The 12,397-nt window shown below is 56.2% G+C and carries 12 protein-coding genes; 4 read left to right on the top strand and 8 right to left on the bottom strand.

Annotation, left to right across the window (positions count from 1 at the left end; all coding sequences use genetic code 11):
- Positions 1 to 4 precede the first annotated feature (4 nt).
- A complete protein-coding gene (moeB, locus tag SAMA_RS00695) occupies positions 5 to 769 on the top strand; it encodes a molybdopterin-synthase adenylyltransferase MoeB (RefSeq protein ID WP_011758260.1) in 765 nt (254 codons plus the stop codon).
- A 25-nt stretch (positions 770 to 794) separates the two neighbouring features.
- Here moeB and SAMA_RS00690 read toward each other — a convergent pair whose 3' ends face one another.
- From SAMA_RS00690 to SAMA_RS00660, 7 genes are all read right to left on the bottom strand, one after another.
- Positions 795 to 1,991 carry an HD-GYP domain-containing protein gene (locus SAMA_RS00690; RefSeq protein WP_011758259.1) on the bottom strand — a complete coding sequence of 399 codons (1,197 nt, stop codon included), beginning with the start codon at positions 1,989 to 1,991 and terminating at the stop codon, positions 795 to 797.
- A gap of 214 nt (positions 1,992 to 2,205) precedes the next feature.
- Positions 2,206 to 2,436, bottom strand: a complete 231-nt coding sequence (locus tag SAMA_RS00685; protein WP_041409583.1) for a hypothetical protein — start codon at positions 2,434 to 2,436, stop codon at positions 2,206 to 2,208.
- Positions 2,436 to 3,170 (bottom strand): DNA-binding protein, encoded by a 735-nt coding sequence (locus SAMA_RS00680; RefSeq protein WP_157608370.1) that lies wholly within the window; start codon positions 3,168 to 3,170, stop codon positions 2,436 to 2,438. Before SAMA_RS00680 ends, SAMA_RS00685 begins: the two co-directional genes overlap by 1 nt.
- An 8-nt stretch (positions 3,171 to 3,178) precedes the next feature.
- Positions 3,179 to 3,736, bottom strand: coding sequence for a hypothetical protein (locus SAMA_RS00675; RefSeq protein WP_011758257.1), 558 nt, complete (start codon positions 3,734 to 3,736; stop codon positions 3,179 to 3,181).
- Positions 3,726 to 4,397, bottom strand: a complete 672-nt coding sequence (locus SAMA_RS00670; protein WP_011758256.1) for an energy-coupling factor transporter transmembrane component T — start codon at positions 4,395 to 4,397, stop codon at positions 3,726 to 3,728. Before SAMA_RS00670 ends, SAMA_RS00675 begins: the two co-directional genes overlap by 11 nt.
- Positions 4,394 to 5,884, bottom strand: coding sequence for an ATP-binding cassette domain-containing protein (locus SAMA_RS00665; RefSeq protein WP_011758255.1), 1,491 nt, complete (start codon positions 5,882 to 5,884; stop codon positions 4,394 to 4,396). Before SAMA_RS00665 ends, SAMA_RS00670 begins: the two co-directional genes overlap by 4 nt.
- Positions 5,881 to 7,968, bottom strand: a complete 2,088-nt coding sequence (locus SAMA_RS00660; RefSeq protein ID WP_011758254.1) for a TonB-dependent receptor plug domain-containing protein — start codon at positions 7,966 to 7,968, stop codon at positions 5,881 to 5,883. The genes SAMA_RS00665 and SAMA_RS00660 overlap by 4 nt, the downstream gene beginning before the upstream one ends.
- A 353-nt stretch (positions 7,969 to 8,321) precedes the next feature.
- Here SAMA_RS00660 and SAMA_RS00655 point away from each other — a divergent pair, with 353 nt between their 5' ends.
- Positions 8,322 to 9,680: an isochorismate synthase gene (locus SAMA_RS00655; RefSeq protein WP_011758253.1), complete on the top strand. Its 1,359-nt coding sequence runs from the start codon at positions 8,322 to 8,324 to the stop codon at positions 9,678 to 9,680.
- Between the two features lie 61 nt (positions 9,681 to 9,741).
- On the opposite strand, the gene SAMA_RS00650 is transcribed toward SAMA_RS00655, so the two are convergent.
- Entirely contained in the window at positions 9,742 to 10,473 is a 732-nt protein-coding gene (locus SAMA_RS00650; RefSeq protein ID WP_011758252.1) for a substrate-binding periplasmic protein, read from the bottom strand.
- A gap of 275 nt (positions 10,474 to 10,748) precedes the next feature.
- Between SAMA_RS00650 and SAMA_RS00645 the strand changes: the two genes are divergently transcribed.
- Together SAMA_RS00645 and SAMA_RS00640 are read left to right on the top strand one after the other, a co-directional pair.
- Positions 10,749 to 11,408 carry a 7-cyano-7-deazaguanine/7-aminomethyl-7-deazaguanine transporter gene (locus SAMA_RS00645; protein WP_011758251.1) on the top strand — a complete coding sequence of 220 codons (660 nt, stop codon included), beginning with the start codon at positions 10,749 to 10,751 and terminating at the stop codon, positions 11,406 to 11,408.
- A gap of 81 nt (positions 11,409 to 11,489) precedes the next feature.
- Positions 11,490 to 11,951 carry a GNAT family N-acetyltransferase gene (locus SAMA_RS00640; protein WP_011758250.1) on the top strand — a complete coding sequence of 154 codons (462 nt, stop codon included), beginning with the start codon at positions 11,490 to 11,492 and terminating at the stop codon, positions 11,949 to 11,951.
- The last annotated feature ends 446 nt before the right edge of the window (positions 11,952 to 12,397 follow it).

Raw genomic sequence — 12,397 nt, 5'->3', positions numbered from 1 at the left:
CCCAATGACCGACGACATACTCTCTGACACAGAGCTGCTACGCTACAGTCGCCAGATTTCCATAAAATCCATGGATATAGAGGGTCAGGAAAAGCTCAAACAGGCTCGGGTGCTGGTGATAGGCGCCGGCGGCCTTGGCTGCGCCGCCGCCCAGTATCTGGGCGTTGCCGGTGTTGGTGCAATGACTCTGGTGGACTTTGACACTGTGGAGCTGTCGAACCTGCAACGCCAGGTGCTACACCGGGACAATCGCATCGGCATGCTCAAGGTGGAATCGGCCAGGCTGGCTCTCAATGAGCTTAATCCCCATGTGCAGATAAATCCCATTGGCCGGGTACTGGACGACCCCGAAATGGATGCGTTGGTCGCAGACCATTCCCTGGTGCTGGACTGTACCGACAATGTGGCGGTGCGTCAGCAACTGAACCGGGCATGCTTTGCCCATAAGGTACCGCTGGTATCGGCCGCGGCGATTCGCATGGAAGGCATGATTACCGTGTTTGACTATGCCGGAGACAGCCCCTGTTATCAGTGCTTCGCCAGCCTGTTTGGTGAGCAGCAGCTGACCTGTGTTGAGTCGGGTATTCTGGCCCCGGTGGTGGGGTTGATGGGGTGCTTACAGGCAGTTGAGGCCATTAAATTGATTGCCGGCATGGGCAAACCTTTGCTGGGGCGCCTGCTGATGGTGGATGCCATGACGATGGAGATGCGCCAGATGATACTGCCACGCCAGCCCAATTGCCCTGTTTGCGGTGGTGCCACAGTTTAAACTCTGGGTTGGGCGGCTTCGATTCTCAGTAAAATGGCTTGGGGTCTACATCCAGGCTGGATGGGGAGACGCCCCGCTCTATGTTCAGATCTGACTTGAGCAGGTCGACAAAATTCACTTCGGTGTAGCGTTTGTGCTTGAGTGAATAAAAACATTTCACTACCGGGCTCAGGGCATCCCTGTCTTTGGACTCCCAGACAATGCCCACACGCCCGTCGGACAGCTCCACCAGAGATCCCACCGGATAGACACCGATACAGCGGATAAATTCGTACACCAGATCGGTGTCCAGATGGAAAGGCGTCAAACTCAGCAAGATCTTAAAGGCGGCCGCAGGGCTCATGGCCTCTTTGTAGCAGCGGGTGGCGGTCAGGGCATCGAAAATATCCACGATACAGGACATGCGGCCGTGGAGTGGGATTTCATCGCCCTTCAAACCACGGGGATAACCGCGACCATCGAGCTTTTCATGGTGCATCAGGCATACATCTTTTGAAATCTGCGACAGCGCCGAGGCTTCGGACATAATGTCCATCGCATAAAACTGGTGCAGTTTCATGTGCTCAAATTCTTCCGGTGTCAGCTTGCCGGGCTTATGCAAAATCTTGTTATCAACCTTGATTTTACCTATGTCGTGCAGCACACCGCCCACCGCCATCTGCTTTAAGGTTTCACGATCGAGCTTCAAATACTTGCCAAAGGTGACCAACAGAAAGGCTACATTCACTGAATGTTCAAGCAGATAGGCATCTTTGTCACGCAGCGCCGACACACATTTGAGGGCATCATCATCAAGCATGATTGACTCAATCATATTGTCGGCCAGCGCCTCAAAAGGCTTTACTTCAATGGCTTTGCCTTCGAAGGTTTCGGACAATACCTTGCGGATAAGTTCCTTGGCTTCATGGAGGAGTTTCTTGGCCTGGGTTTGACGCAGGTCGCGGTTGGCGCGAGAAGGACGAACAGCACCGGCAGCTGGCGCTGCACTGCCCTGGGCAGACTTGGGTTTGAGACCGGATTCGTCGGAGGAGCGCTCTGCATCCACCCACACATGATGAATACCGCTTTTAACCAGCTTGGCGATGGTCTCCCGGCTCTTGATTTGCCCGGCATTGGCAACGGCGACCTTGCCGTTATTTTCAATAGCCGCCACAAACATGCCTCGGGTGAGTTTGCTGACAGGCAACTTTATCAATTCGGCTTCAGATGCCCTATCGGCCATGTCACTCACCCCCAACATCAACAATGAAAGCCTGAGTATAATGTTAAGCCACAGTAACGCAGCCCACCCGACGCCCTGGCTACCACATTAACATTTTGTGGCCAAGCCCCCGGGAGACGCATTGTATGACGGCAGGCAGCACCTTTCCAGCATTTAGGTGAATCCTTTTTGTAGCATTTCTATGCAAAATGACACCGGCTGCTGTGTCCAAATATTAAACTGAGTTGCCGGTATCAATGCGTTTGAGATACAGACACTGAAAACTGCCCTGCTCCCAACGCCGCCAGGCACAGTTCACACAAGATAAGGGTTCATCGTCGACTTGCTCATCCTCATCATCCGGCACAAATCCCGGACAAGCAGCCGCCGCAAGGCGTGCCTCGGTCAGCGACATGCCGTGGCGATACCACCAGTAGCCCCCCCGGCGTTCAAAAAAGTCGGTCATCAATATTCCTTGAGATCCTGTTTCCCGGCGTTGCGCCAGGCACCATCACGGAAACTGACCAGAATGGCACTGCGCCCCTGACGCCACACCGCCTTAAGCTTACCCCGGATCAGCACCGGCACCTCGGCGGCAAGCTCGGTGTCATCCAGGGCAATCACTGCAGCCACCCCGGTTTTTGCCAGCAAGGCCGAAACTGGCAGACTGAGCTCATTCTCCCCCTGCCCCACATCATAATGGCCCTTGAGACGACCATCATTACCCTCGAGCCGCAGGCCCAGCCCGGCCAGCGCGCCTATCACACCCTGACCGGTGCCACCGTGTTCACTGAGGTGGACGCCAAGCGTATCGGCCAGCTGGTAGGCGTCATCCTTGGTCAGCACCCGGCGTTTGGCGGCGACGCCAAATTCCACCAAGGCTGCGTGTGAAGCAAAGGAAGACAGACATAAAAATGCCAGCCCGGGATCGGCCGCCGCGGCCGACTCGGTTTCAAGCAACTCACTCGCGAGCTGCTTTAGCCGCTGAGGCGATATTTCACCTTTTAACGCAAAACACATGGCGCTGTTGTGGGAGGTGTAGGGAATGTCCGGGTGTACCAGCAATTGGTGACGCGTCACCGGGGAAGCCACACCGCCGCAATCGGCCGCCAGTATCTCTCCAAGCTGCTGGGCTATGTCCCCCGTGCCACGGGTGCCGATATCGTCTGTGTCATCAATGGCAATGAGGTATTGGGGCAAAGTCGACATCAGGGTTCCTCCGACGAAGCAATAAGATCATGGGCCTTGAGGCGCCGGATAACCGGCGGAATAAGGGCTGCGCCCAGCAGGGCAAACACAAATCCACCGGCAAACTCCATGGCACCGGCCAGTAAGGCGGCAGGCAGCGCCATACCCGCGAGCAAGGTACCCGCCACATCCCTGAGGCCCCAGGCCAGCGCACCGGCAAACGCCAGCAGGCCAAGGCGCAGGTAAAGCCCGGCCATGCGATTGCCGGGCTTGATGGCAGGCAACATCAACGCCATCAGCTCCATGGCCGCCGCAGGCGCGCCAAATTTCACCAGCAGCAACACACCCGATTTACCCACACCCAGCATCATCGCGAGCAGCCCAGACAGCATGCCGCAGGCCAGCATGGCGCCGGGACGCGCCACCACCAGGTGACAAAGCAGGTAGAAAAAGCTCATCAGCAGCATGGAGTGACCGGATAACCCCAGTTTGAGCCTCAACATGCTCTTGAGGGCAATCATCAGGGCAGCACAGAAGCCGATAAACAGCGCCTGTTGTAAACCCAATTCAGTCTTCATATTGCTTTCCTCTATGGGGCCAGTGACTGGGATTGGCACTCTGACCAAAACCGCGACTCTTCGCAGCCAGTGCCTGACGCCGGGATAATTTCAACAATTCAATCAGCAGGGGGCTTATCACCGTATGAACCAGCTCTCGCCAATTCAGCGGATTAATCAGGTCTTTCGCCCCAATTCGCGCGCCTCTGAGCCGCTGCAGCCGGTAGATCTCCCGCGCTTCTGTTAACACAAACGGCAAGGCATTGAGCGACGCCGACAGCACAAAGGCCCAGCGCGGTGAAAGCCAGTTCGCAAAGAAGGCGCCAAGACGCTCAGGCGCAAAGCGTATAGCCAGGTACCAGGGGGGTAAAAAAGCCAGCAGCAGCCTCAGGGCCACCCATGCCGCCTCACCCAAACGCTCGCTACCCCAAAACAGACCATAAAGGGCACTGGTAAGCAGCCATTGCCAGACAAACAGCAGTACCAGGGGCCTGGGGCTGGCAAAGCGGCTGCCATCGATGGCCATGGCAAGCCCGGCAAGCCCGGGTAACCACAGCCAAACCGGAGGCGACATCAGGGCCAGCATCGACATGCCGAGGGTACCCAGGATGGCCAGTCCACATCGGCCATCTACCACCAACGGCTTGCGTGCTCTTCGGCTTGTTGGAGATAGTAGCCTCACCGGCCCATTCCCCCGGCAGCCAGCTCCCACGGCTTAGTTTGGGCACCATCCCTTGCTGCAAGCGCCTGTCCACTGGCTTCAACTTCTGTTAAAAGGCCATCCTTAAGCTGCCAGCGCGCCACCTGTTCAAACCCGGTCACATCTCTGTGGCACGCCAGCACACAGCAACCGCCCCGTGACAGGTACCAGTTAAGCAGCTTGATGCAGGCCATCAGACTCTGTTCATCCAATCCGGCAAAGGGGTCGTCCAGCAGCAACAACCTGGGCTCGGTAATCACCAGTGCCGCCAGCAACACCAGATGCTGTTGCCCCCAGGAAAGCTTGTGGGGTGACACCGCCGCCAGATGTTCAATGGCGAGAAACGCCTGCACCCAGGCGACCTGAGCTTCATCCAGCCCACGACGCCTGATACTGAAACTCAGCTCTTCCACTACAGTCAGTTCAAACAGTTGCCGGCTGGGGCGCTGCAGCATCAGCGCCACCTCTCCCGCAGCCGTATTGGGAATACGGCCATCGAGTTTGACCGGTAATTTCACCCCATCCTGCAGGCCGGCAAGGGCCTTGAGCAGCGTGCTCTTGCCGCTGCCGTTGTCGCCGAGCAGCAACCTGATGTCACCGGTTCTGAGAACCAGAGGTGTGTCCAGCCTGAATAAAGAGCGCCCCTCGGGCGCCGCGGACGCAAACCTGGCAGACAGAAAACCTTTACTGCCGGAACGGCCTCTACCGCCCTGTGCCAGAGTAGGGAGTACCAAGTCACAGGGTGCCAGAGTCAGGCACTTTCGCCCCCCAAGGCCATTCGGATTCCAGCGGCACAAGATGTCTGCCCGCAGAGCTCCTGACGCCTTGCCAGCCGCTGCCGGTTGCAGACGGCCTTGGTCCAGCAACCAATGAAAATCCAGCAATCCGGCAAAGGCAGCCGGATGATGCTCTGCAATAATCAGAGCCATGCCGTCGGCTTTGAGGCGGGCCAAAGTCACCATCAATTGGCCGACACCCTCGTCATCCAGTTGGGCCCAGGGTTCATCCAGCAACAGGACTCTCGGGTTCAACACCAATTGCGAGGCCAACATGACCCGGTATTTCTGCCCCAGCGACAGCGTATCTATGCAGGTATCCAGCGGCAGCTCCAACCCCACTCTGATGAGGGCGGATTTCACGGCCGCAGGCATATCGTCTGCAGCAACACCTTGGTTTTCCAGCCCAAAGGCCACTTCGGCGCCCAGGGTTCGACGCAGTAACTGCACCTGAGGGTCTTGCATCACCAGCGCCACCTGCACGCCTGACTGGCACTCCAGAACACCCGCGAAAGGGCGTTCATTCAAACCCGCAATCAGTGCCAAAAGGCTTGATTTACCGCTGCCCGTGGGCCCACAGATGCAATGGCACTCGCCCGAATGAATATGCAGCGACAGGCCATCAAACAGCCGTTGCCCGGGACCATGGCCGTAGCCGAGGTCCTCGAGGCTGACGAGCGGCGGCTGTGTCACAAGCGCCAATCCATACCGATAAACCACTGGCGACCCGCCTGGGGCAGAGACTCGCTCTCGGCGTAGTTTTCGTCCAGCAGGTTAGTGGCCCTGATGTAGAGCGCCAGCTTGTCATCGTAAAACGACTGCGACAGCTTGAGGTCAAGCAGGTCGTAGTCCGGCAGGTTACGCTCGACCATGGTTTTGCCGCTGCGCTCAAAGTAAATCTGATCCATCACCTTCTGCCAGGACAGGTGCACCCGGGTATCGGTGTCGAAGCGATAATCCAGGGTCAGGCCGTACTGATGGCGCGGGCGATATTGCAGCGCTTCGGTGCTGTCCGGTGTTTTATCTTCACTGTCGAGGAAGCTGTAGCTCAGAGAGACATCCAGCGCTTGCAAAGGTGATATCAACAGCCGCGCATCCACACCGCGGAATCGATAGTCACCCAGATTGGCGTAGATACCATCTGTGCCCTTGGCGATGTAATCATCGGCGCCGGTCTCGTAACCATAAACCTCGAAACTGCCGAGGGCGAAGCCCTGCTCCAGACCTAACTCCCAATGCTCTGAAGTCTCAGCGGTCAGTTCGCCATTGCCTGCAGAAAGTGAATACAGGTTTTCCATGGAGGGGAAGCGCACCTTGCGGGCCGCCGAAGCGCTCAGACGTGTCTGAGACAGCGCCTGCCAGTACAGTGCGGCCATGGCCGAAGGCTCATCCACCGAGGTATCGCCATCACGCTGATACCAGGCACCGCCAAGGGTTGCACCCCAGTTATCCCGTTGATATTGATACTCGGCCGCAAGACTGTACACCCAGGCACTGTCGTCAAAGCCTGTCTCTGTGGGTACACCGCTGCTGGAGCCGCCGCCGGAGCCACTGCCTGAACCTCCGCCCGAGCCACTGCCCGAACCACCGCCCGAGCCACCGCCTGAACCACCGCCTGTACCACTGCCAGAGCCACCGCCTGAACCACCGCCTGAACCACTGCCCGAGCCTGAGTCAGAGGTCGAATATTGAGTCGCCAGCTCATCCCAGCGCTGTTCTTCGGCACCAGCACCCAGAGTAAGGAGACTGTGACGGCCAAGCTCTGTGACAAGTTGTAGATTCAGCCCCTGCACCGTGGACTCGCCGCGCTGCTGGCTGTCGAGGTCACTGAAACTGATGTCGGTGTAGGCAGACTCCAGGGTTTCGGTACGGTTGTAGTAGCCATAGCCCCTGAGCGTCATGCCGTTGCCAAAGCGATGGGCCAGGCCCAATTGACTGCTGATATTCCGGTAGTCATCCACACGTTCAAACTTGGCACGTCCTGAGCCGCTGCCGTCACGGCCCGGCTTACCCCAGTCGCCCTCGCGCAAATTAATGTTGGCAGTCAGTTGAGTGGCATCTGACAGCCAGTAGCTGCCCTGGCCATAAAAATTGTCTACTTCCCTGTCGGCGTTGAGGCGATCACCTGCGGGTTGATTGGGCGCTTCCTGGTAATCATCCGACAACGGCCAGCTTTCGCGCTTTTGCTTACCCGCGCTGACAAAGCCCTGCCAGTTGTCGCCACCGCCACCCAATGCCACGTCAGCGTTGAGGGTATCCGAACCGGCAAACTCAAGCTTCCCGGATACCGAAGCCTCGTCACCACTGCGGGTAATCACGTTGATTACGCCACCTGCACCACCCGGGCCATAGAGCACGGACGCAGGACCCACGGCGATATCGACAGCGGCAATCTGGCTGGTTGGGATCACACTGGGATCGAACTGGCCATCTGCGGCACTGGCGGCCGGCACCCCGTTAATCAGCAGGGTAACGTGACGGGTTTTAAGACCACGGATATCAATTCGGGGCGTACCCTCCCCACCGGTACGCACATGGATGCCGGGCACCGTAGCCAGCACCTGATCCAGCGTTTGGGCACCGCTGTTGCGAATATCCTCGGCATCAATACGCCAATGGGTGGTTGCCAGCGCTTCGGCGGTGGGCTTTTCACCGCGGACCACAATCACATCGGCAATATTGAGCAGAGGATCACGGGTCTCGCTGGCATGCCCCAGCAAGGGAAGCAGGGAAAGAGACAAGAGCGATAGTGCGAAAGCGGGTGGTTTGAGTGTCATTCTGATTCTTCGTTTGGCGTAGGAATAGCGTCATTTCAAAGAGCTGCCGAATCAGGCTCAAGCAAAAGAATGACAAAATCTGCCCCCGATCGACCTATTGGCAATATTTCCGAAGACGTCTTGGGTCAATTGGACATTTTGTCTGAGTGTTTTTCACAATCTGGGTCAAAAGGAAGCAGATCACAAAGCGCGGTAAATTTGCAATGTGCCGCACAAAATCAGTAAAGACTCATATAGCTTTTTGGCGTCATTCACAGCTTGGGTTCTGGACGATTGACACCGGCACTCATGCTATTTAACGTTGGGTAACAACAATAAAAGCAGTGTGTTGTATTACGACCGGAGACCCTTTTTTGTCAGTCATGTCCCTGCCCGATGCCTTGCTGTCACTCGAGGCAAAGATTCAACATCTCAGTACAACCCAGGGCAGTGAGCCCTTGGTGCAGCTGACAGAGGCAGTCCCTGCCTTGCCCTTGATATCCTGGCTGGCTTCTCAGGAGCTGTATCCCAGGATCTATTGGCATGGCCGTGATAAAGAAGAAGAGGTGGCTGCCATCGGCTGCACCTGTGATTTTTTCTTCGATGACCAAGTGGCTGATCAGCAGTTGGCGGAGGTTTATCAACGTCAGCGCGCTTTGAGCTATAACCAAAATTTCCGTTATTACGGTGGTGTAGCCTTTGACCGTGAGGTAGAAGGCTGGCCGGAGTTTGGCCGTGCCCGTTTTGTACTGCCCCGTATTGAGCTGCGCCGCAGCGGCAAGGAATTCAAACTGCTGCTTAACCTGAATTTTGATGGCAACGACAGGCATGCAGAGTGTCAGGCCGCACTGCAGGCGCTGAGTTCGCTAAAGCGTCCCAAGCCCCTGACACCACCCGGTAAGGTAAATCTACTGGGGCGCAGTGAATATCCCGAATATCCCCGCTGGCAACAGTTGGTGGAGCAGGTGACGGCGGATAAATTTAACCGGCACACTCCCAAGGTGGTGCTCTCCCGGTTGTCACAACTGGAAATCAATGACCCGGTCGATCCCTGGATGGTACTGGCCTGCTGGCAGGGCCGCTGTCCAAGCAGCTTCCAGTTTGGATTTCAGTTTTCCAAAGACAGAACCTTTATTTCCTGCTCGCCCGAGCGGTTGTATCTAAGGCGGGGACAAGAGCTCTTCACCGAGGCGCTGGCGGGCACCACGCTGCGCGGCCATACCGAGGAAGAAGATGCTCTGCTTGCAAAACAATTACAGGAAGACAGTAAAAACAGTCACGAGAATCAGCTGGTTCGCCAGCACATAGTCGAGCACCTGTCCCCTCTGAGCCACTATGTGGGTGCCGAAGAGTCGCCACGGATCTTTAAGCTGCCCCATATCCAGCATTTGCACCGTGCCATTCGTGCCGAGCTGAAGCCCGGCATCAATGATTTTCAGCTATTGCTGGCTTTGCATCCCACTCCAGCCGTTGGCGGTCTGCCAAGGCCCAGCGCCTTGAGCTTCATTCGCCAACAGGAAGGATATAACCGGGGGTGGTACGCAGGTGCATGCGGTTACCTGAATCGCCATGAGAGTGAGTTCTCCGTGGCCATTCGCAGTGCGCTGATTGAGCCGGGACGAATTAACCTGTTTGCCGGTGCCGGCATAGTGGCAGGTTCAGACCCCGAAGCAGAATGGCAGGAGCTGGACAATAAGCTCGCCACCATCTTATCGATTCTGGTGGAGCTCTGACGTCTTAACAAATCACCTAGAGGTTTGCATGCTGTGATTGCGTGCCTTGAAGCCTGACCCGCTATGGGATAAGGCCGAGTTTGCGCTGGGTAGCCTCAAAGAGACGCTGCTGCAACCCCGAGGCTAACACCTCCTTATGGGCCTCATCGAATCTGAGTTTGAGTGACTCTCCAAAGCGGGTACCGACAAAACCGAAATACACCGCTGCACTGACGACATCATCCACAATCACAAAATTGGGCTCGCTTTCCAATAACCTGGCGGCATTTTCCATACCCGGCCTGTAATCGAGCACCGCATCGATACGCCCGTCGTTGAGCCGCTGCAACATATCCCTCAGGCTGCTGCTTTCTTCATAGTACATGGGATAAGGAATGAGACGGTCGAAACCATAGGCTATGTAGGCCTGTACCTTGCGCAGATGTAAACTCTCCAGCCCTTGCCAATCACGGGCCATAGCGGGCGTCAGCGCCACATCCACGGTATCCATTTCAACGGCAGCCGCGCTGTAAAGTCCCTTGCGTAAATCGCCCTGATAAACACCGAGCACTATATCGGCCTTGTCGTGCTGCAGCAGTTGAATACTGCGGGCGAACGGCACGACAGTGACCTTGAGTTGCCACTCAGGGGAGGGAAATGCCTGGCGCAGAATTTCAAAGTAGTATCCTTCTCCCTGGGCATTGGCATAACCCATCCAGGCCGCCGTGACGACTCGGATTTCAACGGGTGACGCGGCCACAGTAAAACCAAGTACCCACAGCACACACCCCAGCAAGACAGATTTCAGCCCCATGCCCCAGTCTCCACGCCCACAGCGCGCCGCATACGGGCGTCGCCAATGGTGTTCTCAGAGCATTAAGTGTAGTGGAAGCAGGACCAGGCGGCGATTTTCTGCGCTTTTTCCTTGCGTTCCGGGCTACCATTCTTATAATGCGCAGCCCGGCAGGCGACTGAGTAAAGACTCGGCCACCAGCAGGCACCTTATACAGGCACCATGTCAAAGCGTGGTGTCACCCTTTACCACTGCGGGTTCCCTCACCCCGCCTAACCCAATAAAAAGGCCACAATATGTTGCAGTTATCTCACGCGCAGTACCGGCGCGCCCTCTTGCTGTTGGCTGGATTCCACATTCTGGTTATCAGCGCCAGTAACTATCTGGTTCAACTTCCTTTTCAGCTGTTTGGCTTTCACACTACCTGGGGCGCCTTCAGTTTTCCCTTTGTGTATCTTGCAACCGATCTGACGGTCCGGATTTTTGGCCAGCAAGCCGCCCGTGGCATTATTTTTCGCGCCATGATCCCGGCCCTGCTCATCTCCTATTTTATGGGCGTACTCTTCCATCAGGGTCAGTGGCAGGGCAGCGCGGCCGCACTGGAATTCAACAGCTTTGTCTTCCGTATTGCCTTTGCTTCCTTTGCGGCCTATTTCGTAGGGCAACTGATGGATATCAAGGTATTTGACCGCCTGCGCCAAAGTCGCCGCTGGTGGGTGGCCCCAGCCGCATCCACCCTGATAGGCAACTTGCTGGACACCCTGGTGTTCTTCAGCGTCGCCTTCTATGCCTCCACCGATGCCTTTATGGCCGAACACTGGGTTGAGATTGCCATGGTCGATTACGGCTTTAAGTTGCTGGTAAGCCTGGCACTTTTCTTACCCGCCTATGGTGTATTGCTGCGCGTTCTGCAGGACAGGATCCTGGTAACAGAACCCGGGCAGCAAACCTGCTGACCCAACTGGCCAGACCTGTTATAATGCGACGTTTTTTTGTTCAGCCGTCGCCGGGCGACGGCATCTTCCCGGGAGAAAAAGATGTACTCCATTAAGATACAGGCCGTTACCGAACTGACGCTGGCGGATGCCCAAACCACTGCCGCTCTGATGCAACAGATCCCTGAATTTGATGCCCCAGTCAGCGCACAAGCCCTATTGGAACGCCTTGGCGATGCACCTGCCCTGTTGCTGCTTTGCTATGTTGAAGATGAGCTGGCGGGTTTCAAACTGGGTTATCAAAAGGCACCGGGTGCCTTCTACAGCTGGCTTGGCGGCGTCTTGCCTGACTATCGCAAACTGGGACTGGCACAGCAAATGCTGGATGTGCAGGAACGTTGGGCCACCGAACAGGGATACAATGAGCTGAGCGTAAAAACCCTCAACCGCTTTGGTGCCATGCTGGCGATGTTGGTACAAAACCGCTATCAGATCACAGAGCTCAATGGTGCGGGATTACCACTGACTGAGCGCAAGATCAGCCTGCAAAAATCGCTGGTGTGAGTAAAGACTGAAAAAAGAGCTTGCAAACACAATTGATAATGATTATCGTTAACTTGCGTTCCAAAACTCATCCTTAACTGAAGCGAATTCTTCGGGTTATGGTGTTCCTGAGTTTGCAAAGCACGACATTGCTCACACACTCATTTAGTGGCCGGGTCCTTGACCCGGCTCTTTTTTATCTGCCATTTTGGCAATTTTTTCAGTTATTTGTAACAACATCGCCCTGCGCCTTGGCAATACCAGCCACATGAGTATGCGCCCCTCCTTGCCCCTTACATTGCTGACGCCCCCTCTTAGTTGCAGCTACCGGAGTCTGTTTCACCAGCAGAAGAAACCTGGAGGGTTCGGGACGCGGTCACGATGCTCTCTTGCCGGCAAAGGGTGTACGCCTCTCGGACGGATAAAACTGAAAATGGGTGCGGCAGGGAGAACCAGCAATAGCGCTA

The organism is Shewanella amazonensis SB2B, from assembly GCF_000015245.1.
GTDB lineage: Bacteria > Pseudomonadota > Gammaproteobacteria > Enterobacterales > Shewanellaceae > Shewanella > Shewanella amazonensis.
This window is presented reverse-complemented; position numbering and strand designations above follow the sequence as displayed.